This is a genomic window from Pseudomonas syringae KCTC 12500, assembly GCF_000507185.2.
Taxonomy (GTDB): domain Bacteria; phylum Pseudomonadota; class Gammaproteobacteria; order Pseudomonadales; family Pseudomonadaceae; genus Aquipseudomonas; species Aquipseudomonas syringae.
The window spans coordinates 5,946,731-5,971,237 of record NZ_AYTM02000002.1 but is presented as its reverse complement, the minus strand read 5'-3'; the positions used below and the strand labels follow the sequence as shown (position 1 = coordinate 5,971,237).

At 58.5% G+C, this 24,507-nt stretch carries 21 protein-coding genes and 1 pseudogene; 11 read left to right on the top strand and 11 right to left on the bottom strand.

The features are described 5' to 3' along the window. Window positions 1–31: 31 nt before the first annotated feature. Window positions 32–1,849, top strand: a complete 1,818-nt coding sequence (locus tag V476_RS26170; protein WP_024959921.1) for a glycoside hydrolase family 15 protein — start codon at window positions 32–34, stop codon at window positions 1,847–1,849. Here the strand turns inward: V476_RS26170 and alkB are convergent, their stop codons facing one another. Genes alkB through V476_RS26155 form a run of 3 tightly spaced genes read right to left on the bottom strand, consistent with a single transcriptional unit; the run spans window position 1,850 to window position 3,063 of the window. Beyond that, complete coding sequence (gene alkB / locus V476_RS26165; protein WP_024959922.1) at window positions 1,850–2,536, bottom strand: DNA oxidative demethylase AlkB; 687 nt, start codon at window positions 2,534–2,536, stop codon at window positions 1,850–1,852. 24 nt (window positions 2,537–2,560) lie between these two features. Then, window positions 2,561–2,743, bottom strand: coding sequence for a hypothetical protein (locus V476_RS26160; RefSeq protein WP_024959923.1), 183 nt, complete (start codon window positions 2,741–2,743; stop codon window positions 2,561–2,563). A gap of 14 nt (window positions 2,744–2,757) precedes the next feature. Then, on the bottom strand, window positions 2,758–3,063 hold the full coding sequence (locus tag V476_RS26155) for a DUF1883 domain-containing protein (protein ID WP_003315318.1): 306 nt from the start codon (window positions 3,061–3,063) through the stop codon (window positions 2,758–2,760). Between the two features lie 167 nt (window positions 3,064–3,230). On the opposite strand from V476_RS26155, the gene V476_RS26150 reads away from it, so the two are divergent. After that, entirely contained in the window at window positions 3,231–3,584 is a 354-nt protein-coding gene (locus V476_RS26150) for a hypothetical protein (protein WP_003315317.1), read from the top strand. Window positions 3,585–3,639: 55 nt separating this feature from the next. On the opposite strand, the gene V476_RS26145 is transcribed toward V476_RS26150, so the two are convergent. After that, complete coding sequence (locus tag V476_RS26145; protein WP_003400694.1) at window positions 3,640–3,921, bottom strand: hypothetical protein; 282 nt, start codon at window positions 3,919–3,921, stop codon at window positions 3,640–3,642. Window positions 3,922–4,294: 373 nt separating this feature from the next. Between V476_RS26145 and galU the strand changes: the two genes are divergently transcribed. The 3 genes from galU (at window position 4,295) to V476_RS26130 (ending at window position 7,962) form a co-directional block, all read left to right on the top strand. Further along, window positions 4,295–5,134: a UTP--glucose-1-phosphate uridylyltransferase GalU gene (gene galU, locus V476_RS26140; protein ID WP_024959924.1), complete on the top strand. Its 840-nt coding sequence runs from the start codon at window positions 4,295–4,297 to the stop codon at window positions 5,132–5,134. 102 nt (window positions 5,135–5,236) lie between these two features. Next, entirely contained in the window at window positions 5,237–6,595 is a 1,359-nt protein-coding gene (gene gorA, locus V476_RS26135; protein WP_024959925.1) for a glutathione-disulfide reductase, read from the top strand. Window positions 6,596–6,687: 92 nt separating this feature from the next. Continuing rightward, window positions 6,688–7,962 carry a hybrid sensor histidine kinase/response regulator gene (locus tag V476_RS26130; protein ID WP_050428324.1) on the top strand — a complete coding sequence of 425 codons (1,275 nt, stop codon included), beginning with the start codon at window positions 6,688–6,690 and terminating at the stop codon, window positions 7,960–7,962. 9 nt (window positions 7,963–7,971) lie between these two features. Here V476_RS26130 and V476_RS26125 read toward each other — a convergent pair whose 3' ends face one another. Continuing rightward, entirely contained in the window at window positions 7,972–8,982 is a 1,011-nt protein-coding gene (locus V476_RS26125; protein ID WP_024959927.1) for a DNA-binding protein, read from the bottom strand. 176 nt (window positions 8,983–9,158) lie between these two features. On the opposite strand from V476_RS26125, the gene V476_RS26120 reads away from it, so the two are divergent. The 3 genes from V476_RS26120 (at window position 9,159) to ahpF (ending at window position 12,479) form a co-directional block, all read left to right on the top strand. Further along, window positions 9,159–10,118, top strand: a complete 960-nt coding sequence (locus tag V476_RS26120; RefSeq protein ID WP_003394810.1) for a site-specific integrase — start codon at window positions 9,159–9,161, stop codon at window positions 10,116–10,118. A gap of 110 nt (window positions 10,119–10,228) precedes the next feature. After that, the gene (gene ahpC / locus V476_RS26115) at window positions 10,229–10,792 is read left to right on the top strand and encodes an alkyl hydroperoxide reductase subunit C (protein WP_002553298.1); all 564 of its coding nucleotides are present in this window, start codon (window positions 10,229–10,231) and stop codon (window positions 10,790–10,792) included. A gap of 124 nt (window positions 10,793–10,916) precedes the next feature. After that, window positions 10,917–12,479: an alkyl hydroperoxide reductase subunit F gene (ahpF, locus tag V476_RS26110; RefSeq protein WP_003315309.1), complete on the top strand. Its 1,563-nt coding sequence runs from the start codon at window positions 10,917–10,919 to the stop codon at window positions 12,477–12,479. Between the two features lie 92 nt (window positions 12,480–12,571). On the opposite strand, the gene gloA is transcribed toward ahpF, so the two are convergent. Beyond that, the gene (gene gloA, locus V476_RS26105; protein ID WP_003315308.1) at window positions 12,572–13,093 is read right to left on the bottom strand and encodes a lactoylglutathione lyase; all 522 of its coding nucleotides are present in this window, start codon (window positions 13,091–13,093) and stop codon (window positions 12,572–12,574) included. Window positions 13,094–13,193: 100 nt separating this feature from the next. Here gloA and V476_RS26100 point away from each other — a divergent pair, with 100 nt between their 5' ends. Continuing rightward, the gene (locus V476_RS26100; RefSeq protein ID WP_024959928.1) at window positions 13,194–13,802 is read left to right on the top strand and encodes a DUF4946 domain-containing protein; all 609 of its coding nucleotides are present in this window, start codon (window positions 13,194–13,196) and stop codon (window positions 13,800–13,802) included. Between the two features lie 473 nt (window positions 13,803–14,275). Here the strand turns inward: V476_RS26100 and V476_RS26095 are convergent, their stop codons facing one another. The 5 genes from V476_RS26095 to mexE form a co-directional block, all read right to left on the bottom strand. Continuing rightward, window positions 14,276–14,638 carry a histone-like nucleoid-structuring protein, MvaT/MvaU family gene (locus tag V476_RS26095; protein WP_002553302.1) on the bottom strand — a complete coding sequence of 121 codons (363 nt, stop codon included), beginning with the start codon at window positions 14,636–14,638 and terminating at the stop codon, window positions 14,276–14,278. Between the two features lie 486 nt (window positions 14,639–15,124). Beyond that, entirely contained in the window at window positions 15,125–16,219 is a 1,095-nt protein-coding gene (locus V476_RS26090) for a tetratricopeptide repeat protein (RefSeq protein ID WP_003411233.1), read from the bottom strand. Between the two features lie 142 nt (window positions 16,220–16,361). Further along, window positions 16,362–17,759, bottom strand: a complete 1,398-nt coding sequence (locus V476_RS26085; protein ID WP_003315303.1) for an efflux transporter outer membrane subunit — start codon at window positions 17,757–17,759, stop codon at window positions 16,362–16,364. Next, window positions 17,759–20,950 carry an efflux RND transporter permease subunit gene (locus V476_RS26080; protein ID WP_024959929.1) on the bottom strand — a complete coding sequence of 1,064 codons (3,192 nt, stop codon included), beginning with the start codon at window positions 20,948–20,950 and terminating at the stop codon, window positions 17,759–17,761. Before V476_RS26080 ends, V476_RS26085 begins: the two co-directional genes overlap by 1 nt. Before the next feature lie 12 nt (window positions 20,951–20,962). Then, window positions 20,963–22,204 (bottom strand): multidrug efflux RND transporter periplasmic adaptor subunit MexE, encoded by a 1,242-nt coding sequence (gene mexE / locus V476_RS26075; protein WP_003411228.1) that lies wholly within the window; start codon window positions 22,202–22,204, stop codon window positions 20,963–20,965. Between the two features lie 317 nt (window positions 22,205–22,521). On the opposite strand from mexE, the pseudogene V476_RS29540 reads away from it, so the two are divergent. Both V476_RS29540 and V476_RS29535 read left to right on the top strand, forming a co-directional pair. Then, window positions 22,522–23,544: pseudogene (locus tag V476_RS29540) on the top strand (methyl-accepting chemotaxis protein); the annotation flags it as partial. 33 nt (window positions 23,545–23,577) lie between these two features. After that, window positions 23,578–24,450 (top strand): methyl-accepting chemotaxis protein, encoded by an 873-nt coding sequence (locus V476_RS29535; protein WP_370683546.1) that lies wholly within the window; start codon window positions 23,578–23,580, stop codon window positions 24,448–24,450. Window positions 24,451–24,507 lie beyond the last annotated feature (57 nt).

Below are 24,507 nucleotides of genomic sequence, written 5' to 3'. Positions count from 1 at the left end.
GTTAACGAATCATCATGACGGGCATTTCTGAATGGCTGCACTGATCGAAGACTACGCATTGCTGGGCAACTGCGAGACGGCGGCGCTGGTCGCCCGTGATGGTTCGCTGGACTGGTTGTGTTTCCCCCGCTTCGACTCGACGGCCTGTTTCGCCGCACTGCTGGGCGGTGATGAGCATGGCCGCTGGAAGATCGCGCCAACCGCCGAGGTTACCGCTGTCGAGCGCCGTTATCGCGACGGCACCCTGATTCTCGAAACGGTTTTCGAAACCCGTGACGGCCGCGCGATGCTGATCGATTTCATGCCCATGAAGACCTCCGGCCACGTGGTGCGCATGGTGGTCGGGCTATCCGGTCGGGTCGAGTTCGCTGTGGACCTCGCCATCCGTTTCGATTACGGCAGCAGCGTCCCTTGGGTCGAGCGAAAGGATGCTCATACACTGACGGCAGTCGCCGGGCCGGAAATGCTGGTTTTGCGCAGCCCTGTGGCCCTGCACCCACAGGATCATCACACCGCCAGCCTTTTTCACGTGGATGAAGGCGAGCGCAAGGTCTTCACACTGGCCTATCAGGCATCCTTTGCACCCTTGCTCGATCAGATCGATGCCGATCGGGCCTTGGAGATCACCGCAGCCTATTGGCGCGAGTTTTCTGATCGCTGCCCTGACGTCGGGCCGTGGACGGCGCAGGTAAAGCGCTCGCTGATTACGCTCAAAGCCATGACTTATGCGCCCACCGGTGGCATCGTTGCCGCCGTGACCACCTCATTGCCCGAGCAGTTGGGCGGCGAGCGCAATTGGGATTATCGCTATTGCTGGTTGCGTGACGCCACCATGACCCTTCTGGCATTCATGAATCTGGGTTACTTCGAGGAAGCCCAGGCCTGGCGGGACTGGCTGTTGCGCTCGGTTGCCGGTAATCCGGAGCAGATCCAGATCATGTACGGCGTAGGCGGCGAGCGACGTTTGCAGGAGTACGAGCTGCCCTGGCTGAGTGGCTATGAGAACTCGCTGCCGGTGCGTGTAGGCAACGGTGCGGCAACGCAGGTTCAGCTGGACGTCTACGGCGAAGTGGCCGATGCGATGATTCAGGCACTGCGCGGCGGTATGACGCAGCATCCGCGCAGTCTGGCGATTTCCAAGGTGGTCATGCCTTATCTGGAGAAGATCTGGCACCTGCCGGATGCGGGCATCTGGGAGATACGCTCCGAGCCGCGCCACTTTACGCATTCGAAAGTCATGGCCTGGGTGGCCTTTGACCGTAACGCCACGCAGATTGCCCAGGCTGCCGAGAGCGATGAGGATCGTGCGCTGGCAGTGCATTATCGGAAGGTGGCGGACGAGATCCATGTCGATGTCTGTCGCCACGGTTTCGATGCCGAGCTTGGCAGCTTCGTGCAGACTTATGGCTCGACAGAGGTGGACGCCAGCCTGCTGCAGATTGTGCTGACCGGTTTTCTTGCGCCGGAAGATCCGCGTGTTATCGGTACTGTCGCGCAGATCGAGCGCACGCTGATGCAGGATGGTCTGCTGCTGCGCTACGACAACGAGCGCAGTGTCGATGGCGTCGCCGGCCGTGAAGGTACGTTTCTGGTCTGTTCGTTCTGGCTGGCCGATGCCTATGTCTTGCTGGGCCGGGCTGATGATGCCGCGCGCCTGTTCGAACGGTTGGTGGGTCTGTGCAACGACGTTGGCCTGCTGGCCGAGCAGTACGATCCGAAGGGCGGGCGCATGCTGGGCAATTTCCCTCAGGCGTTCAGCCACATCGGCATCATCAATACGGCACTCAACCTGCACCGGGCGGTATGTCCGGCGCTGGCCAGGACTTCCGGCGCGCTTGAAGAGGCCTGATCAGCTGTCGCGGCCAGCCTTGCGAAAGGTCAGGTTGATTCGTTGCTCACCCAGTTGCGGATGCTCGGCCTGCTTGATTGGCAAAATGCCGTGGAAGCGCAACCTGTCCTCGTCACCCCAAACCACAACGTCCCCATGAAACAGGGAGATGCGTTGGGTCTTGTCGCTGCGCAGCAGGCCTCCGAACTGGAAGATGGCCGGTATGCCCAGTGACACCGACACCACTGGCCAGCGATGGTCGTGTTCGTTTCGGTCCTGATGCAGGGACATCCTGGCGCCCGGAATATAGCGATTGATCAGGCAGGCGTCAGGGACGAACCCGGCATAGCCTGCTACCAGTGCGGCATCCTGCGCCAGCTGCATGAAGACGTCCGGCATCGCCGGCCAGGCCTGTCCTGTTTGTGGGTCGGTTGCGCTGTATCGGTAACCGTGACGGTCGGTTATCCAGCCCAGTTGTCCGCAACTGCTCAGCGCTGCCGACATGCTCAGACCGCTGGGGGTCTGCATGTGCCGGAACGGGGAGAGTCCCAGTGTTTCCTCAAGGGCGGACAGCAGCTGCGGCATGGCGCTCAGCGCAAAGCCTCTGAACAGCCATGACCCAGGCCCGATCCGCTCATCGCTTCGAGGCTGGGCCGTCTGGTCCGCGAACAGGTCCAGAGTGGCGGGAGTGTCACCTTTGCGTTGCATGATCGGATCGAGCTCCGGTGAGTATCAGAGAGCCTTGCTGACCTTGACGTCGGTAATAAGGTCGTCGCTCTGGCCGTGCATTTTTTTCAAGGCGGCCTCGGCTTCCTCGGTGGATGCCGATTGCAATTGGGCGAATTCAAAGCGGCGTTCGCCATTGAGCTTGTAGCTGACAGCGAATTTGGTCGTGCGCGGGACTGGATTGTTCACGGTGACTCCTTGCATCATCCCAGGCGAGTGGTCGAGCGCCGGACGATCTTGATCTTGTGAGTGAAGGGCAGTTTGCGTCCGGCGTTGGTATCTGCCTTGCGGCCTGCGGTATCGATGGTGATGTTCCAGAAACCGGTACTTGGTGCGGCGATCTTGGCCGGAAATCTGTCAAACGCGCCGCCATGATAGGTGTGCCGACCACCATTTTTGAAGCTGCGAAAATTCGCATCGTTCATCAGGCGAATATTGCAGGTCTGAGAGCACTCGATGACGACAAGGTCGTCCTCGTTGAGATGCTCACGCTGGTGTACGAATTTCATGACGGGCTCCGAAATGGGGGTTTTTCTGAAAAATCAAAACGATAGCATGCGACGCCCGCAATTTGACGTCGATGAGCATTAATTTGCCGTGTTTCCGGGAAAAAATGCCTCAGCCGGGATTTAATTGCCCTAGGGCTTGTCGTAGGACCTTTATTTGGAGGCTTTGTATGAAACTGGCTGCTGTAGTAGTCCTGGCTCTGGCAATGACTGGCTGTGCCACAGTAAATGACATTGAGCATACACCCCCCACCATGAACGTGATGTCGGGCAAGAATCCTCAGGAATACGCTGATTGCTTCGCTGGCAAGATCAGCAGCAGTCGCAAGCCGCCTTTGATCGAGCCTCGCCATGACGGCCTGCGTGTCATCGTCGCGCAGAAACTCAGCAAGGCACCTGCGGCATTGGTCGATATCGAGAGCCGCTCGGGCGGTAGCACGATCAAGGTCTACGAGCGACTTTCCAACGTGCCTATCCGTTTCAGGGATGTGCAGAACGCTGCCGAAGCGTGCATTTCAGGCTAATCGGTCAGGCTCGGCCAGCTGGCCCTGCCCGCGGTGGGCAGGGCGGCAGACCTGATTATTTGCAGACCACCAGCACGCTGCGACTTTTGTAGTTGCCAACGTCCACGCCCAGCGTCTTGTCGCTTTCGGCAGGCTGCGGGGTGCCATCTGTGCCGACAATTTCATAGCCTGTGCCTGCACAGGACGCATCCGCCTTTTCGTAGCAGCTTGCCCAGGACATCGCCTCGCCGGAGCAGTCGATGCTCAAGCCCTGCTTGCCGTTTTTCAGGTAAGTGTTGGAGGCGGTTGCGCAGCCGGTAAGGCCCAGCACAGCAATAATGGACAAAATTCTGATCATGTTTTTCGCTTCGAGATAAGGCCAGTGAATTAACAAATGCGAGCGTTGGACTGGTAACAGGTGCCATCGTTCCGCCATGTTTTGCATCATAAACTGCCGGCTTCTCGTTTGTCGCGGCCTGGCCATTCCCGAACCCTGATGTAAAGGCTGCAGCCGTCGGCAAAGGCCATTCCAGGCGGGCTGCGCTGGGTCTAACGGTAGTTTGAGGGTGTACTGCGCGGCATTTGTGTACAGGCAATATCCAGAAACTGCGGAACTATCTGTACGAGTATTCCTCTATGATGGCATCGGACGGCCAAAGGCAGCATTGTAAGGTGACTGCCCCATCATTAGACTGCGCCGTTAACACCAACAGCCCTTACCAAGGACTTTTATGATCAAGAAATGCTTGTTCCCAGCAGCCGGTTACGGCACTCGCTTCCTGCCAGCGACCAAGGCCATGCCCAAGGAAATGCTGCCGGTGGTCAACAAGCCACTGATCCAATACGGTGTTGAAGAAGCACTCGCGGCTGGCTTGACTGAAATTTCCATCGTGACCGGCCGCGGCAAGCGCTCGCTCGAAGATCACTTTGACATCAGCTACGAGCTGGAGCACCAGATCAAGGGCACCGACAAAGAGAAATACCTGGTCGGCATCCGCAAGCTGATCGATGAGTGCAGCTTTTCCTACACCCGTCAGACCGAAATGAAAGGCTTGGGTCACGCCATTCTCAGCGGTCGCCCGCTGATCGGCAACGAAGCGTTCGCCGTGGTTCTGGCGGATGACTTGTGCGTCAACCTCGAAGGCGACGGCGTGCTGGCGCAGATGGTCAAGCTGCATAAGCACTACGGCTGCTCGATCATCGCCATTCAGGAAGTTGATCCGTCGGAAACCAACAAGTATGGCGTGATCGCGGGTGAAGAGATCAAGGCTGGTCTGTTCCGCGTGACCGACATGGTTGAAAAACCAAAGCCTGAAGATGCACCGTCGAACCTGGCGATTATCGGCCGCTACATTCTGACACCGGACATTTTCGAGAAAATCGAACAGACCGAGCCAGGCAAGGGTGGTGAGATCCAGATTACCGACGCCCTGATGAAGCAGGCTGCAGAAGGTAACGTGCTTGCCTATAAATTCAATGGCACGCGTTTCGACTGCGGCGGCGCTGAAGGCTATATTGAGGCGACCAACTTCTGCTTCGAGCATTTCTACAAAAAAGGTAAAGCGCATTGATTTCTGATTGATGCCGCTTGGGACAAAGCCACCTTCGGGTGGCTTTGTCATTTCTGACTGGCCGCCAAGCGGCTATGCTGTGCCTCTGTCTAGGAGATATCGATGACCTTTGATTTTGATCTGTTTGTAATTGGCGCCGGCTCGGGCGGCGTCAGGGCGGCGCGTTTTGCTGCTGGTTTCGGCGCGAAGGTCGCTGTGGCCGAAAGCCGCTATTTGGGTGGAACCTGCGTCAATGTCGGGTGCGTACCCAAGAAGCTGTTGGTATACGGGGCGCATTTTTCCGAGGATTTCGACCACGCCAAAGGATTTGGCTGGTCATTGGGCGAGGCCAGTTTTGACTGGTCCACGCTGATTGCCAACAAGGACAGTGAGATCACCCGCCTCAACGGCATCTATCGTAAATTGCTGGTCGACAGCGGCGTTACTCTGCTTGAAGGCCACGCAAAGATCGTCGGGCCGCAGCAGGTCGAAATCAACGGTCAGACCTACAGCGTCGAGCGCATTCTGATCGCCACCGGTGGCTGGCCGCAGGTGCCTGATGTGCCAGGACGCGAGCATGCCATTACGTCCAACGAGGCGTTTTACCTCAAGACGCTGCCAAAGCGCGTAGTGGTTGTGGGCGGTGGCTATATTGCCGTGGAGTTCGCTTCGATCTTCAATGGCCTAGGCGCCGATACCACGCTGGTCTACCGCCGCGAACTGTTTCTGCGTGGTTTTGATGGCAGTGTTCGTACCCATCTCCACGAAGAGCTGCTCAAGCGCGACATGACGATTCGCTTCAACAGCGATATCGAGCGCATCGATAAGCAGGCCGACGGCAGTTTGCTGTTGTCCATGAAAGGCGGCGGTACACTCGAGACCGATTGCGTGTTCTACGCGACGGGGCGTCGGCCGATGCTCGACAATCTTGGTCTGGACAGTGTCGACGTCAAGCTGGATGAGCACGGTTACATCAAAGTCGATGAGCATTACCAGAGCAGCGAGCCTTCCATCCTGGCCATCGGCGATGTCATTGGGGGGGTGCAACTGACCCCTGTCGCGCTGGCTGAAGGCATGGCGGTCGCGCGTCGACTTTTCAAGCCCGAGCAGTATCGCCCGGTAGACTACAATCACATCCCGACGGCAGTTTTCAGTCTGCCTAACATTGGTACGGTCGGCCTGACCGAAGAAGATGCAATCAAGGCCGGTCACGATGTACAGATTTTCGAAAGCCGTTTCAGGCCGATGAAGCTGACCCTGACCGATGATCAGGAGCGCACATTGATGAAGCTGGTCGTCGATGCTAAAACCGACCGCGTGCTGGGCTGCCATATGGTGGGGCCGGATGCTGGCGAAATCGTCCAGAGCCTGGCCATTGCCATCAAGGCTGGCGCGACCAAGCAGGTATTTGACGATACTATTGGGGTGCACCCGACTGCGGCAGAAGAGTTCGTCACCATGCGTACGCCTGTCAAACGTTAAGTCGCGCAGCACCCGGAGTTCAGGAAGAGCTCCGGGGTAAAGGCTTGAAGAGGATGGATCCCGACGTGAATAGAGAGCAACCACCGGCCAGAATGCCATTGCATTCGGCTGAGCAGGACCGCGAAGTCGCGCAGTACATCGATGCCTTGCGTGAAAGCGAGCGTCAGTTCAGGACATTGGCTGACAACATGAGTCAACTGGCCTGGACTGCCAGCCCCCGAGGGCAGGTCCACTGGTACAACGAGCGTTGGTATGCGTACACCGGCGCCTCGCTCGAGGCCATGACTGCCTTGGGTTGGCGCTCGGTTCTGCATCCCGAACATCGCGAGCGCGTGATGGCGCGTTTGCAATACTGCTTTTCCACCGGCTCGATCTGGGAAGATACCTTCCCGATACGTGGCAAGGACGGCGCATTCAACTGGTTCCTGTCACGCGCGCTACCCCTGCGCGATGCACGGGGCCACATCACTCACTGGCTGGGTACTCACACCGATATCACCGCCCAGGTCAATGCAGAAGAAGCGTTACGCGAACTCAACGAGAGTCTTGAGTTGCGCGTTGCCGAGCGCACGCGCGAGCTGAAAGCCACCAATGAGTTGTTGCAGGCCGAAATTGCCGAGCGAGCGATGGCTGAAGAGGTCTTGCGTCACGCGCAAAAAATGGATGCGATTGGTCAGTTGACCGGGGGCATCGCCCATGACTTCAACAATGTACTTTCCGGCGTGATTGGCGCACTGGACATGATCAGGCTGCGTGTGGAAGCCGGGCGGATCGGTGAGGTCGAGCGCTACCTGGATGCCGCAGCAAGCTCGGCAAATCGGGCTGCTGCACTGACCCGCAGGCTGCTGACATTTGCCCGCCGGCAGTCGCTCAATGTCACCGTGGTGGATGTCAATTGCATGGTCCGCTCGATGGAAGAGTTGTTGCGAGGTACGGTCGGCGCTCATGCGCATCTGCAGATCGAACTGGAGGAGGGGCTGAGTGCGATACGCACTGATGAGCATCAACTGGAAAATGCCCTGTTGAATCTGGTCATCAACGCTCGCGACGCTGTGTCTGTCGGAGGGAAGCTGTGCGTGCGCAGTCGCTCGCTAACGCTTGCGACGCAAAAAGATGGTCTGCTGCCTGGCGACTATGTACTGCTGAGTGTCGAAGATAACGGCTGCGGCATTGCTCAGGATGTCATCGATCAGGTGTTCGATCCGTTTTTCACCACCAAGCCGGTAGGTCAGGGGACCGGGCTGGGTTTGTCGATGGTCTATGGCTTTACCCGGCAGACTGGTGGGCACGTGCATATAGACAGCACTGAGGGTCAGGGGACGCGGGTTGATTTGCATCTGCCGTGCGGCGAGGTCGCGCTTGCCTGAATCGTCTGGTCATGTCTGGTCTGATGGCTTCTTCTTGGCGGCTTTGGGTTTGTCCGGCTGATCGAGCCTGATCTGCAGGTTTTCCAGTGCCGCTTCCTTCTTGGTCAGCAACAGTTCCAGCATGCGGCTCTGTTGCTGCGCATCGGTCATGCCTTGTTTGAGCGCGGCGTTTTCGTCCTGCGCGCTGCGTAACCTTTCTTCCAGTAGTGCGCATTGGGTGTGGGCGTGCTGCTGTTGTTCTGCGAAGGCGACATTCTGCGTGTTGGCTTGCTTCAACTGGTCGGTTTGGCTGTGCAGTTCGCGCAGGGTGGTGCGATTTTCAGCCAGCAGTCTTTCGTTGTCTCGATTGAGCTGTGTGATGTTTTCCTGGTGCATGGCCATGCCTTGCTGCGCCTGTCGCAGTTCCATTTGCAACTGCTGAACCTGGCTTTCGTGGCGTCGTTGCTCATGTTCGCGTTGTTCTCTGATCGAGTTGCGATAGTGCTCCAGCGCCTCGCGGGCATGCTGGTGCTTTTCTTCCAGAGAGTGGATCTGCCCGTCCTTGTCGTGCAGACGGGCCTCCAGATCCTGATTGGCCTGAAGCAACCGGGCGTGTTCTGTCTGCACATCCTGCAGTGTGCCTTGCGTGTGGCGCAGGGCGGCAGCTTGTTGTTCCAGTGTCTCTTCGCGCTGCTGTGCGTGTTTTTCCAGTTGGCTGATCTGCTCCTGAGTCGCCGCAAGTCGCCGCTGGAGGATGTCGCGCTCGGCCTGATGCTGATCGTGCGCCTGATCAATACGTTCCTGTGCCTGCTCCTGAAGCCTCTGGGCGAGATGAGCCACCAGATCGCTCAACTCCTCGTTGATATCCGGTGCCGGGGCTTGCGTGGATTCGAGCTCCTTCAGATAGCGGTGAATGGTGGTTTTCGATCCCGTATTACCCATTTCGATACGTACCGCATCGATGCTGGGGTTTTCGCCTCTGGACAGCAGGGATGCCCTTGCTTTCTGTACTAAAGCCTTGTTTACACCGCCGCGGGCCATGCTGTCTCCTACGATTTCGTACTGTGGTATGTACTCTGTAATTACATACTATACGTTTTGAAATAATTAGCTATTTTTTGAATTAATTAACAAGGGATATTGGCGTATTATCCCGCGTCAGGCGCTGTCAGCTACCTTTACGGCACCTTTACCGGTACACCCAGCAGGTTTTAGCCATGAACGACGTTGATCGCTATATCGAGGCGGCGACCCGCGACAACACGCGCCGCAGCTATCGGGCTGCAATCGAGCATTTCGAGGTGACATGGGGCGGGTTTCTGCCGGCGACCAGCGAAAGCGTGGCGCGCTACCTGGCGAGCCATGCAGGGACGCTGTCGGTGAATACCCTGAAGTTGCGCTTGTCAGCGCTGGCCCAGTGGCATATCAGCCAGGGCTTTGTCGATCCCACCAAGGCACCCATGGTGCGCAAGGTCATCAAGGGCATTCGCGCGCTGCACCCGGCGCAGGAAAAGCAGGCCGAGCCTTTGCAGTTGCAGGATCTGGAAAAAGTCATCGCCTGGCTGGAGATTGAAATACGTGAAGCGAGCGCACAACACGATCAGCCGCGTCTGTTGCGCGGTCGACGTGATTCGGCGCTGATCCTGCTGGGATTCTGGCGCGGGTTTCGCAGCGACGAGCTTTGCCGCCTGCAAGTACAGGATGTCAAGGCTATCGCCGACTCGGGAATCAGCCTTTATCTGCCGCGCAGCAAAGGCGATCGCGACAACCTCGGCAGGACCTACCAGACCCCGGCCTTGCAGCGGCTGTGCCCGGTGCAAGCCTATATAGAGTGGATCAACTGTGCCGCGCTGGTACGCGGTCCGGTCTTTCGGGCAGTAGATCGTTGGGGTAACCTTAAAGAGGAGGGGCTGCACGCCAACAGCGTCATCCCGTTGCTGCGTCAGGCGCTCCAGCGTGCAGGCATCGCCGCAGAGCACTACACCAGCCACTCGCTGCGCCGGGGCTTCGCCAGTTGGGCGCACAGTAACGGCTGGGACCTCAAGTCACTGATGTCCTACGTAGGCTGGAGGGACATCAAGTCGGCGATGCGCTACATTGATGCCGCTCCGTTCCTGAGTCCACCGGAGGCGGGGAGCGGTCCGAAGGTTTCTTCTATCAATAAGCTGCCTTCATAGTGAAAAGCAATCAGTGACATCAGGTTTGCCAATGAGCGATTGTCATCGATCATGCGTAAGCTTCACTCCATCGAATTCACAACCCATCCAACCCATCAGGAGATATACCGATGCCTATCATCAACAGCCAGGTAAAACCGTTCAAGGCTACCGCATTCAAGAACGGCGCTTTCGTTGACGTCTCGGACGCTGACTTCAAAGGCAAGTGGTCTGTCGTATTCTTCTATCCGGCCGACTTCACCTTCGTATGCCCGACCGAGCTGGAAGACTTGGCTGACAACTACGAAGAGTTCAAGAAGCTGGGCGTTGAAATCTACAGCGTTTCGACTGACACCCACTTCGCCCACGCTGCATGGCACAACACCTCGCCAGCGATCGGCAAGATCCAGTACACCATGATCGGTGACCCGACCCTGACCATCTCCCGCAACTTCGACGTGCTGATCGAAGAAGCCGGGCTGGCAGATCGCGGTACTTTCGTGATCAACCCTGAAGGTCAGATCAAAATCGTCGAGCTGAACGACGGCGGTGTTGGCCGTGACGCTTCCGAGCTGCTGCGCAAGATCAAGGCTGCTCAGTACGTTGCCGCTCACCCGGGCGAAGTCTGCCCAGCCAAGTGGAAAGAAGGCGAAGCTACTCTGGCTCCGTCCCTGGACCTGGTTGGCAAGATCTGAGTCGCATGAATCGGCTAGGGGCGTTGAGCTCTTGAGCAAGTAAACCGCATCGCCCCAAAAAACGCCCGGGCGGTAATCGCCTGGGCGTTGTTATTTCTACCCTTTGTAAACAGGAAGCCGCCACATGTTGGACGCCAATCTTAAAGCCCAGTTGAAATCCTATCTGGAGCGGGTTACTCGCCCCATCGAGATCGTCGCGTCCCTTGATGACGGCGCGAAGTCTCAGGAAATGCTCGCACTGCTCAATGATGTGATCAGCGTTTCCAAGGACGTCACCCTGAATGACAGCGGTACCGACGCACGTACTCCGTCGTTCTCGCTGAGCAGCCCTGGCCACGATATCAGCCTGCGTTTTGCCGGTATCCCCATGGGTCACGAATTCACCTCGCTGGTCCTGGCGCTGCTGCAAGTCGGCGGCTATCCACCCAAGGTCAGTGCGGAAACCATCGAACAGGTTCGCGCGCTTGAGGGCGAATTCCATTTCGAAACCTATTTCTCGCAGTCCTGCCAGAACTGCCCGGACGTCGTCCAGGCATTGAACCTGATGGCAGTGTTGAACCCTGGTATCAAGCACGTCGCTATCGACGGTGCGCTGTTCCAGGACGAAGTGACCGATCGCAAGATCATGTCGGTGCCGAGCATCTATCTGAACGGTGAGTTGTTCGGTCAGGGCCGCATGGGGCTGGAAGAGATTCTGGCCAAGATCGACACTGGCGCCGGTGCGCGTCAGGCGGAAAAACTCAACGCCAAGCAGGCCTTCGATGTGCTGGTCGTGGGCGGTGGCCCGGCTGGTTCTGCGGCGGCCGTCTACGCTGCCCGCAAAGGCATCCGCACCGGTGTTGCCGCCGAGCGTTTCGGCGGTCAGGTGCTGGACACCATGGCCATCGAGAACTTCATCTCGGTACAGCATACCGAGGGGCCGAAGCTGGCTGTGGCGCTTGAAGAGCACGTCAAGCAGTACGAAGTCGACATCATGAACCTGCAGCGTGCCGACAAGCTGATTCCTGGCGCAGCTGGCGAGTTGCACGAAGTGAAGTTTGCCAGCGGTGCCAGCCTCAAGGCCAAGACACTGATCCTTGCCACTGGCGCACGCTGGAGGGAGATGAACGTGCCGGGTGAGCAGCAGTACCGTAACAAGGGTGTGGCTTATTGCCCGCATTGCGACGGTCCTCTGTTCAAAGGCAAGCGCGTCGCTGTCATCGGTGGTGGTAACTCGGGCGTCGAGGCTGCAATCGACCTGGCGGGTATCGTGTCTCACGTGACACTGCTGGAGTTCGACGTGCAGTTGCGTGCCGACGCGGTGCTGCAGCGCAAGTTGCACAGCCTGCCGAACGTGACTGTGATCACCAGTGCGCAAACCACTGAAGTGACCGGTGATGAGCAGAAGGTCAACGGACTGCGCTACAAGAACCGCACTACAGGCGAAGAGATCACCGTGCCGCTCGAAGGTATCTTCGTGCAGATCGGCCTGCTGCCTAACAGTGAATGGCTCAAAGGTGCCATTGAGCTGTCGCCGCGTGGCGAGATCGTGGTCGATTCCCGTGGTGAAACCTCGGTGCCGGGTATCTTCGCTGCTGGTGACGTAACGGTCGCACCGTACAAGCAGATCATCATTGCCCTGGGCGAAGGTGCCAAGGCCTCCCTGAGCGCCTTTGACCATCTGATCCGTACCTCCGCACCGGCCTGATCGGACAGCAGTAAACAAAAAGCCCCGTGAGCGATCACGGGGCTTTTTGCTTTCTATGCGGGTCGCTCCTTGCCGGAGCGATCACCGCGGTCTCAGAGCGGCGTTGGCTGGATGATCTCCACCCAGTAGCCGTCCGGGTCCTTGATAAAGGCCAGGCTGTTCATGCGGCCATCGGACAGGCGCTTCTGAAAGTCGACGCCCAGGCTTTCGAATCGCTCGCAGGCGACCTTCACGTCCGGCACCGACACGCAGATATGGCCAAAGCCGCGCGGGTCGCTGTTACCGTTGTGGTACGACGCGGTGGCATCGCTTTCGGTACCGTGGTTGTGGGTCAACTCCAGAATGCCGGGGATCGACTTCATCCATTCGTTGCGGGCAGCGTCGTCTTCCGGGATCTGTGCCTTGTCGACCAGCGCCAGAAAGTACAGGCTGAATTCGGCTTCCGGGAAGTCACGTTTCTCTACCAGGCTGAAGCCCAGTACGCGGGTATAGAAATCCAGCGATTTGGTGATGTCCTTGACGCGCAGCATGGTGTGGTTGAACACAAACTGCCGGGTGGCCGCTTCAGGATTGGCTGTGACGCCCGGTAGTGTGTTGAGTTCGTGCAAGCTCATCAATGTGTCTCCAACAGAATGTACAAATAATGCCAAATGATACGGGGCAGGGCAGGCAGTGCCAAACCCGGCGCGTATAACGTCGCGTCGGCCTTGCTCGATGCCGACAACAGGCTCAGAATTTCCGGTCAACCGTTTTGGCGACCCGATCATGATCCTTTCGCACTACCGACGCTCCGTGCCAAGCCTGTGCCTGTTCCTACTGCTGAGCACTGCTCAGGTCCATGCCGCCGATGCAATGATCGTCTGGCCCGCAGGCTGGGAGGTCGAGTCGATACCGACCGAGTCGGGCGAGCCCGTTCAACCGTCCGTGCAGGTCAGACAGCGCGCGGTGAAAAACGATCAAAGTGGAAATCCGCTGATGGTCATGGAGCTCACCCAAACGCGGCTGGCGCCGGGACATGACGTCAATGTCCAGGGCGTTCTGCTGGAAATGCGTAAGTCGGTTCAGGTCAATTTTGCCCGCAGTGGGTTGCAGAGCGTCTGCACGCATGTCCGTGAAAGTCGGCTTAGCGTGGTGCCCGCGCTCGAAACCACCTGCACCATTACTCAGAATGGTGTGCACGTGTTGACCCAGACACTGGTCGCGGCCGCCAGCAAGGATCTGGCCTGGTCATTGTCCTACGCGGGATCGGCAGACGGCTATGCGAGCAACAAGGATGAGGCACTGCGTATTCGTGAGAGTCTGCGTCTGGACGTTACGCAGTGACATCTGCCTTTTCGCAGACAAAAAGAAGCCCGCCGAGGCGGGCATGGGGCGCTATTCCTTTAGCGGTCTTCATCATCCGAGAGTCCATGTGAAAAAAGTGTGAAGCTGCGCTGTGTTGCGCAATCGATGCGTTTCAGCGCGACGAATCATTGAGAAACAAATAGTGATGTATCTCATCACGCGGTCAAACTGAATAATTACTCTACGCACTTCAGGAACTGTTCAGGTTTGTAACTGTGTGCTGAATCGCATAATCCGGATTTATTGACGTCATTATTCTCGCGGCATTTACACGCTGCATTGAAGTATACGAACCGGGCAGTCCACCTAATCATGTATATGAATTTCCGCTGCGGATCGACAGGTACTGTGTGATGACGCCTGAGCACAGCCCTGCAGTACGCAGGTGAAGAGCTGCAGTGACGAAGATAAAAAAGCCCTGCAAGTGCAGGGCTTCAAGTGACAACTTGCAATCAGGCACGCAGCCATGAATCAACAGTGTCTACACCGTATTGCTCTTTCCATGCCTTGAGGCCGCGATGGTTGCCGCCCTTGGTTTCAATCAGCTCGCCGGTATGCGGGTTCTGGTAAACCTTGACCACGCGTGCACGGCGACGCTTTGGCCCTGCGGGTGCAACCAGCGAGGTTGCACTCGAAGGGTCAAGGATTGCGATGATGTCACGCAGGCTTTTACCGTAGGTGCCCATCAGGTCCTGGAGCTTTTGCTCGAATTCGATCTCCTTCTTCAATCCGGCGTCATTCTTCAACGATTCCAGCTGTGCAAGCTGTTCCTGAAGGGCTTTCTCTGCTGCTCGAAACTCGGCAAGTCTGGACAATTAATATACTCCAACAATGTAATGGCTGTTGTCAGCCCTATAAAGCGATGAGACAAAACTGATAGGTCGATTCGCTCACTCGAGGGTGCCCGATACCTGCGGTTTCTATGCTGAAACTTGGCCTTTGCGGCTTGTCGTTGTGCAGATAGAGGGTATTTATAACTCAGTCGCCCGCAAATGATGCACTTTTTTTTCCAGTTAGAAAATAGCCTTTCACAAATTCGTTAAATGGCGCAGGGAGACGATGTTGGATATAGGGGATGATGTCCGTGTTGTAGGCAGAGGGGCGTTGTAAGTTATTTCCGATATTAGCCACGGATGGAAAACGTGCCATGAGAGAGTGAATGGCTTGGAAAAAGAAATATCCGACAGGCAAAAGGAGTGTCGGATGAGGAAATGGAGGGAATGTCTGAAGGCCACGTGCTGAAAGGCGCGTGGACCACTCAAAGATGGCCTTTCGCCCGTATCCACGTTGCGTTTTTGACCCTACAACCCCTGTTGCAGCACAGGGTCATCCGGGTTCTGCTGCTCGAGCTCGGCCAGCAGAATCTGCACGTTCTGCAACTGACCGTTCTCTTTCCAGTACTGGATCAGCAGCACCCTGGCCTTGCGATTTGCGGGCTGGTTCTGAACGATCTGGGTCAACTGGCGCTGTGCCGCTTCGAGCTCGTTCAACGAGTGCAGTGCAACCGCCAGGTCATAGCGATAGTCGTTGTTATCGGGTGCCAGTTCCGTGGCCTTGGCCAGGCTGAGCACGGCGAATTCCGCCTGGCCGTGGTTCAGCAGCCACATGCCCAGTGCGTGCTGGAGCATGGACGAGCCAGGGTTGTGCTCCAGCAACTGTGCGAAAAGGCCGCGTGCCTGCTCGGCCTGGCCCTTGCGGTCCAGTAATTCAATGTGCGCCAGCGCTGCTTCGATATTGCCCGGGTCCAGCGCGGTTGCCCGCTGCAGTGCCGTGAGCGCGGGCTCCAGATCGCCAGTCTGCAGATACAGCCTGGCCAGTTGCAGCTGGTTTTGTGCGCTTTGCGGCTGGCTCTTGAGTGATTCCTGAAACGCCTCGGCACTTTGCTGCAGAACGGCAAAGTACAGGCCCAGCTCATCAGGTGATAGGCCGAGCAGGGCGCTGGTGGCGCGAAACCTGACGGATTGTTCGGCGTCATCCAGCAACGGGCCGAGCAACAGACTGCGCTGGCTGTTGGAGACTAGCCTGACGCTGACATCGATCGCCGCTTCGCGCACTTGAGCGGACGGGTTACTCAGCGCAGCGTCGAGCAACTTGAGGGCCTGGGGGCTTGGATAATCGCTCAGTTCGGCGAGCAGGCTGATGCGTTGCGTGTCAGACAGGTCAGTACGAGCCAGTTGTTGATACAGCACGCGCGCGGCACCCGGTTTGCCGTCATGTGCCTGTTCCAACGCCTGCGCATAGGTATGACTCAGCTTCACGGGAGCGGTCTGGATGGGCATGCGCCACCACCAGAAAACCAGCGAAAGCACCAAAAGCGCTGCAGCCGCTGCGCCGATCAGCCAGCGACGTCGAGAAGTGGGTTGAGGCGATAACCCCGTGGTAGAAAGTCTGGGCATATCGATTTCCAATGCTTGACGGGTTGCAGCTTCGGGGAGTGGCTGGCAGCTGTCAAACGGCAATCATGATGCAGCCGGGTTTCAGGCAAAAAAAGCCCCGCGGCCTGATCGGACGCGGGGCGGGTTTACCGGCTTTTCAGGTTCAGGCCTGAGGTTGCCAGCCACCACCCAGTGCCTTGTAGATAGCCACAATGCCATGGTACAGCTCGATTTCTGCCTGCGCCTGAGCGTCCTCGGCCGCCAGACGCTCGCGCTCGGCATCCAGCAGGACCAGAAAGTCCGCCGTGCCTTCACGATATTGCACCGAGGCCAGTCTGGCCGCCGAGCGACTCGCATCGCTCTGGCGCATCAGCGAGACTAACCGCTGCTGGCGTTTGTCGTAATCGCTGAACGCGTTCTCCGACTCTTCCAGCGCGAGCAGCACTTGCTGCTCATAGTTGGCCAGTGCGCCCTCGGCATCGGCGTCGGCACTGCGAATCTGCGCCCGGACGCTGCCCAGATCGAAGGCTGCCCAGGTGATGCTCGGGCCCAGCGACCAGGCTCTGGCCGCTGACGAACCGATCTGCGAGCCGCGTCCGGCGGTAAAGCCCAGAAAACCGCTCAGGCTGACCCTTGGGAACAGATCGGCAGTCGCAACGCCGATACGTGCGGTCGATGCAGCGAGTTGTCGCTCGGCTGCACGGATGTCCGGCCGATTGCGCAACACTTGCGTAGGGTCGCCAATCGGCAAGGCCTTGGCGATGGCCGGCAGTTTGCTAGGGCTCAAGTCGACGCTGAGGTTTTCCGGACGCTCACCCAATAACGTGGCGATGCGGTTGCGTTGGCGAGCCTGCTCGGCCTGCAACTGCGGAACGGTCGCTTCGACAGCGGCCAGTCGTGCCTCTGCACGCACCACATCCAGCTCATTGCCCACACCCGCATCCCGCAGTTGCGTGGTCACGTCCTGAGAACTCTGCTGATTTTTCAGGTTGTCGCGGGCAATGGCTTCTCGTAGCTGTGCGCCGCGCAGTTGGCCGTAGGCGTCGACCACCTCGGCAATCAGGGTGACCTGAAGCTGATAGAGGTTGGCCTCTGCAGCTTCCTGATCGGCGTCGCTGGCTTCCAGCTGGCGCTGGATGCGCCCGAACAAGTCCACTTCCCAGGCCATGTCCAGGCCCAGGTCGTAGCGCTCGCTGTTGACTCGGCGCTCGGTGATGCCGGGTTGCTGACCCTTGCCGATGTCACTGCTGGCGCGGCTGGTCACCACTGGCATCACATCGTTGGCGACGTCATCGCGAATGGCTCGCGCCGACTTGAGCCGGGCGAAGGCGACGCGCAGATCGCGGTTGCCGTCCAGTGACCTGGCTACCAGTTTATTGAGGGTCGGGTCCTCGAACTGCTGCCACCAGGCTCTGTCCACTTTGCTGCGGTCATAGCTGCCCTGGGCGGCGGACGCCAGTTTCGCTGGCGCCGTAACCGGTGCCCGGTAGTCGGGGCCCACGGCGCAGGCCGCCAGTGCCATGACCAGCAGGCTCGGGATGAAGACTTTGTACGCGCTCATCAATGCATCTCCGCAGGCAGGTTTTGCTGGCTGTTTACCCTGGCGGCCTTGCGGGCCTCCTGGCGTTCGACGTAATTACGGATAAGTACGTAGAACACCGGCGTCAGCAGCAGGCCGAAGAACGTGACACCCAGCATCCCGGAGAACACTGCGACACCCATCGCATGGCGCATCTCGGCACCCGCACCGCTGGACAGCACCAGAGGCACGACCCCCATGATGAAGGCGAACGAGGTCATCAGGATCGGCCGTAGACGCAGGCGGCATGCCTCCAGTACCGCATCCAGCGGGCTCATTCCTTCAGCCTGTTTGTCCTTGGCGAACTCGACGATCAGAATCGCGTTCTTGCACGCCAGGCCTACCAGTACGATCAGGCCGATCTGAGTGAAGATGTTGTTGTCGCTGCCCGCGATCATCACCCCGGCAATCGCCGAGAGCAGGGTCATCGGTACGATCAGGATCACCGCCAGCGGCAGGCTCCAGCTTTCGTATTGGGCTGCCAGTACCAGAAACGCCAGCAGCACACAGAGCGGGAACACGAACAGCGCGGTATTGCCCGAAAGGATCTGCTGATAGGTCAGGTCGGTCCATTCGTAGATCATGCCGGTCGGCAGTTCCTCGCGAAGCAGTTTCTCGACCGCTGCCTGAGCCTGGCCAGAGCTGTAACCCGGTGCCGCTGCACCGTTGATTTCAGCAGTGATGAAGCCGTTGTAGTGCATGACGCGGTCGGGGCCGGCGGTGTCGCTGACCTTAACGAAGGTTGCCAGCGGGATCATCTCGCCCAGGTTATTGCGTACCTTGAGCTGACCGATCTGGTCGGCATCCTGACGGAACTGCTGCTCAGCCTGGACATTGACTTGATAGGTGCGGCCAAACCGGTTGAAGTCGTTGGCATACAGCGAACCCAGATACACCTGCAGCGTGTCGAAAATATCACTGACTGCAACGCCGTGGGTCTTGGCTTTTTCGCGGTCAATCGCAGCATCGACTTGCGGCACGTTCACCGTGTAGCTGGTAAACAGCCCGGCCAGTTCCGGCACGCTGCGGCTTTTGGCGATGATGTTCTGGGTTTCCTTGTACAGCTCGTCATAGCCGAGGTTGCCACGGTCCTCGATTTGCAGGCGGAAGCCGCCGATGGTGCCCAGGCCTTGTACCGGTGGTGGCGGGAAGATCGCCATGTAGGCTTCCTGAATCGAGGCAAACTGACCGTTCAGCGCGCCGGCAATTGCATTGGCCGAGAGGCTCGGGTCCTTGCGCTCGTCGAACGGCTTGAGGGTCACGAACACCACGCCGTTATTCGGGCTGTTGGTGAAGCCGTTGATCGACAGACCCGGGAAGGCAATGGCGTCTTGCACGCCAGGCTGCTTGAGGGCCAGCTCCGACATGCGTTTGATGACATCTTCGGTACGGTCCAGGCTCGCGGCGTCCGGCAGTTGAGCAAATGCAACCAGGTATTGCTTGTCCTGGCTCGGGACGAAACCGGTCGGTGTGCTGGCGAAACCCATCCAGGTCAAAACCATCAGGCCCGCATAGACCAGCAAGGCAATGCCGCTGCTGCGAATAACCCTGGCAACCGTACCGACATAGCCATGGCTGGCTTTCTCGAAAAAGCGGTTGAACGGGCGGAACAGCCAACTGCCGAGCATTCTGTCGAGGAAGCGTGAGAAGCGATCCTTGGGCGCGTCATGACCTTTGAGCAATACCGCCGCCAGTGCAGGCGACAGGGTCAGCGAGTTGAAGGCGGAAATGACCGTCGAAATGGCAATGGTCAGCGCGAACTGCTTATAGAACTGCCCGCTGAGCCCGGAAATGAATGCCGCAGGCACGAACACGGCGCACAGCACCAGCGCCGTCGCAATGATCGGCCCCGTGACTTCGGCCATGGCCTTGTGCGTGGCGGCGACCGGCTCCAGGCCCAGCTCGATGTTACGCTCGACGTTCTCCACCACCACGATGGCATCGTCGACCACGATACCGATCGCCAGCACCAGGCCGAACAACGACAGCGCGTTCAGCGAGAAACCGAACATATGCATGACCGCAAAGGTGCCGATCAACGAGACCGGTACGGCCACCAACGGGATGATCGATGCGCGCCAGGTCTGCAGGAACAGGATCACCACCAGCACCACCAGGATCAGTGCTTCGAACAGCGTGTGAATCACTGCCTCGATGGAGCCGCGGACGAAGATCGTCGGGTCATAGACGATGCTGTAGTCCATGCCTTCCGGGAAGCTTTGCTTGAGCTCGGCCATCCGTGCGCGTACATCGTTGGAGATGTCGATGGCGTTAGAGCCGGGACGCTGGAAGATCGGGATGGCTACCGCAGGCTGATTATTGAGCAACGAGCGCAGCGCGTACTGGCTGGAGCCCAGTTCGATGCGGGCGATGTCCTTGAGGCGAGTGATTTCACCGTCGGCACCGGCTCGCACGACTACGTTTTCGAACTCTTCCTCACTGACCAGGCGGCCCTGAGTGTTGATCGACATCTGAAAGCTGGTGGCATTCGGCGATGGCGGAGAACCCAGCTGGCCAGCGGCGACCTGACGGTTCTGTTCGCGAATCGCATTGACCACATCAGTGGCGGTCAGGTTGCGTGAGGCGGTCTTGTTCGGATCGAGCCAGACCCGCAGCGAATAATCGCCCATGCCGAACAATTGCACGTCACCGACGCCGCCCAGTCGCGCCAGCTCATCCTTGATGTTGAGCACGGCGTAGTTGGACAGGTACAGCATGTCGTAGCGTTTGTCCGGTGAGGTCAAGTGCACGACCATGGTCAGGTCGGGGGAGGCCTTGTCCACAGTGATGCCGATGCGTGTCACTTCTTCAGGCAGCTTCGGCTCGCTGCGGGTCACGCGGTTCTGCACCTGCACCTGCGCGTTGTCCAGGTCGGTCCCCAGTGCGAAGGTGATGGTGAGGGTCAGCTTGCCATCGGCGGTGGCCTGCGATGACATGTAGAGCATACCTTCGACACCGGTAATCGCCTGCTCCAGTGGCGAGGCCACGGTTTCGCCGATCACCTTGGGGTTGGCGCCGGGGAAGTTGGCGCGTACCACCACGGTTGGCGGCACGACTTCCGGATATTCACTGATCGGTAGCTGGAACAGCGAGATGGCACCGGCGATCAGGATCAGCAGCGACAGCACTGCGGCGAAGATCGGCCGTGAAATAAAGAATTTGGAGAAGTTCATCGGACGAGTCCCTTAGCCGCGCGGCGCGGCAGCGCTGGCGATTTTGACGGCCGCTTTGGGCGCCACTTGTGGCAGGTTGCTGGCTTCGAGGGCCTGGCGTTGTTTGAGCAGTGCGGCGAGGGTGTCGGCGCTGGCCATCGGAGTGACTTCAGGGTCCACAGGCTGGCCGGGACGAACGCGCTGCAAGCCTTTGACGACGATGGTGTCATCCTTGGCCAGACCATTGCGCACAATGCGCAGGCCTTCGATTTTCGGCCCCAGCTCGACAGCCCGGTAGGCGGGCTTGTTGTCCTTGTCCATGACCAGCACGAACTTCTTGCCCAAGTCGGTGCCCACCGCTTCGTCGTTGATCAGCACGGCCGAGTAAGTGCCGCTGCCCACCAGTTTCAGGCGCGCATACAGGCCGGGGGTAAACGCACCGTCGGCGTTATCGAACACGGCGCGGCCACGAATGGTGCCGGTCCTCGGGTTGACCTGGTTGTCGACAAAGTTCATCTGGCCCAGGTGCGGGTTGCCAGGTTCGTTGGACAGCCCCAGGTACACCGGCGTGGTCTGACCGCGCTGGCCTTTGCGGGCCAGCTCGGTGTACTTGAGGAACACGCGTTCGTCCGCGTCGAAGTAGGCGTAGACCTTGTCGGTGGAGACCACGCTGGTCAGGGCGGTGACATCGGCGGTAACAATGTTGCCGGCGGTGATTTCGGCACGGCTCACGCGACCTGAAATCGGTGCGGTGACACGGGTGAAACTGAGGTTCAGTCGAGCCAGGTCCAGTTGCGCCTGAATGGCCGCGACACCAGCCTTGGCTTCCTGCGCCGAGGTGGTCCGCGATTCGGCCAGCTCGGCGGAAATCGCATTGTTGCTGCGCAGACGCTCACCACGCTGGGCTTCGCTGTCACTGCGCGAAGCGACTGCGCGGGCCTGTTGCAACTGGGCTTCGAGACGGCGGACTTCCGACTGGAACGGGCGCGGATCGATCTGGAACAGCAGGTCGCCTTTCTTGACCAGCGCGCCGTCGGTGAAGGCTACCTGATCGATCTGACCGGAGACCCTCGGGCGCACTTCGACGGTTTCAGGTGCTTCGAGACGACCGGTGAATTCATCCCACTCGTTGACTGGCTGCTCCAGTACCTTGGCCACACTGACCTTGGCTGCGCCAGGCGCACTGGTGGCTTCCGGCGCACGGCCGCAAGCACTGATGACGATCAAGGCGAGGGCGGTGAGAGGGTAGCGCAGATGGCTGATTGTCTGGTGCATGGGAAGTTCCGCCAATAGTGAAGAATGGGGCGGATTCTGTTGCGCACGGGGTGTTATTAACGAATCGAATAAACCGAAGGTTACTATCACCGACAATGATGAGTACCTATAGGTCTGTGAAACTCCGTGAGCGTGTGACCCTGAAGGCGGACTTTGGCCAGGTATTCGGGGCTTCAAGTGCTGGCCTGACAGAGTGCCAAAAAAGCTCATGTCATATTGCTATCTCTTCGATCAATCTTTGCAATCGCCGCGGCTATTAAGTTGTTCCGCGAACAGTCGATCCTTGGGTATCACGATAAATCCCGAGGAAAGATTTGATGAAGTCGACATGGCTGGACAATTTGAAGGTCAGCAAAAAGCTGAGTGTAGGCTTCGGTCTGATACTGCTGGGCGTGCTGACGGTCACCGCGATCGGTTACCTCAGCACCAACCTGCTAATCGAACGGCTGGGTAAGGCAGCCAAGGTTTCAGAGGTGAAGGCCGATGCGCTGAGCCTCAGGATCGCTGCGCAGACCTACACCGCCAAGCCTGACGCGAGCAATTCGCAGGGCTATACGTCGGCTATGGACAACCTGGGCAAGACCATCGAGGACGGCCTGAAGATTCTGACCGTTCCGGTCAACGCCGATATGCTCAGAGGGATTCGCGACCAGGCGGGTGTCTTGAAGCAAACGTTCAGCCAGTTGGTCGATAACAATCGGCAAATTGATCAGGCCATGCAGCCGCTGATCACCATTTCCGAACAGGTCAGCGGAAGTTTCGAGACACTGCTGCAAAAGACCTTTGACGACGTTTCCCGCTCGCTGGACCAGAGCGGTATCGATCAAGTGAAGATTGCCGGCGACCTGCGCAATGGCATGACCAACTTTCGCCTGGTGTTTCGCCGTTATATCAGTATCCCGACTGCTGAAAACAGGCAGATTACTTTCGACGCTGCCGATTCGCTGATCGCTCAGGTGGGCAGCGCGCGCAATCAACTGCCTAACAAGGCCGGCCCGGCGGTGGATGAGGCGCTCGCGGCGCTGCAACAGTACAAGTCGTTGATGGTCTCCATCTCGCAACTGATGCAACAGAACGATCAGATTCGCGACAGCCTTCGCCAGCAGTCAATGGACATCGTCACCAGTGCGGAAAAGCTGATGGCGGGTCAGGTTGTCAGTGCCAATAAAGAAAAAGACAGTGCAGTAACCCAGCTGCTCACCGTGGCGGTGATCGTATTGCTGCTGGGCATCTTCGCGGCGATCCTGATTACCCGTCAGATCACCCGTCCGCTCGATTCGACAGTGATCGCGGCGCGTCGGATTGCCGACGGCGATCTGACCAACGACCTCAGTACCACTCGCCAGGATGAACTGGGCCTGCTGCAAAACACCATGCAACACATGACCGTATCGCTGCGGACCCTGATTGGCGGTATCAGCAATGGTGTGACACAAATTGCCACGGCGGCCGAGGAGCTTTCAGCCGTCAGCGAGCAGACCAGTGCGGGTGTCACTCAGCAGAAACTGGAAGTCGACCAGGTGGCGACCGCCATGAACCAGATGGCTTCCACCGTTCAGGAAGTGGCGCAGAACACTGAAGATGCATCGCAGGCCGCCAGACAGGCCAGTGATCGTGCAGCCCATGGCAGCAGCGTGGTGCAACACGCCACGCGTGAAATCAGCCAGCTTGCCGGTGAAGTGGGGCAACTGGGCGAGGCCATGCAGCGCCTGATTCAGGACAGTGACAAGATTGGCGGCGTCATCGATGTGATCAAGGCGGTGGCAGAACAAACCAACCTGCTGGCCCTCAATGCCGCGATCGAAGCTGCACGTGCCGGTGAGCAGGGCCGTGGCTTTGCCGTGGTGGCCGATGAGGTGCGTTCGCTGGCTCAGCGTACACAGTCATCCACGACTGAAATCGAGGCGCTGATAAAGTCCTTGCAGGATGGCACTGGCGCGGCATCGGAGCTGATGAATGCCAGCCGTCAACGTACTGAAGGCACCGTGGCGCTGGCGCGCCAGGCCGAAGAATCGCTGCTTGAAATCACTCATTCGATCGTGACCATCGAACAGATGAGTCAACAGATCTCTGCTGCCGCTGAAGAGCAGAGCGCCGTTACCGACGAAATCAATCGCAGTGTCATCAGCGTACGCGATATTGCCGACCAGTCTGCCACGGCTACCGAGCAAAGCGCGGCGTCTACCGTGGAACTGGCGCGCCTGGGCAGCAACCTGCAGGACATGGTTGCGCGCTTCCGGATCTGATGGTCGCCACTTTCAAAAAGTCGCGACGTTCAAACGTCTCACAATGCAAGAAGAGCG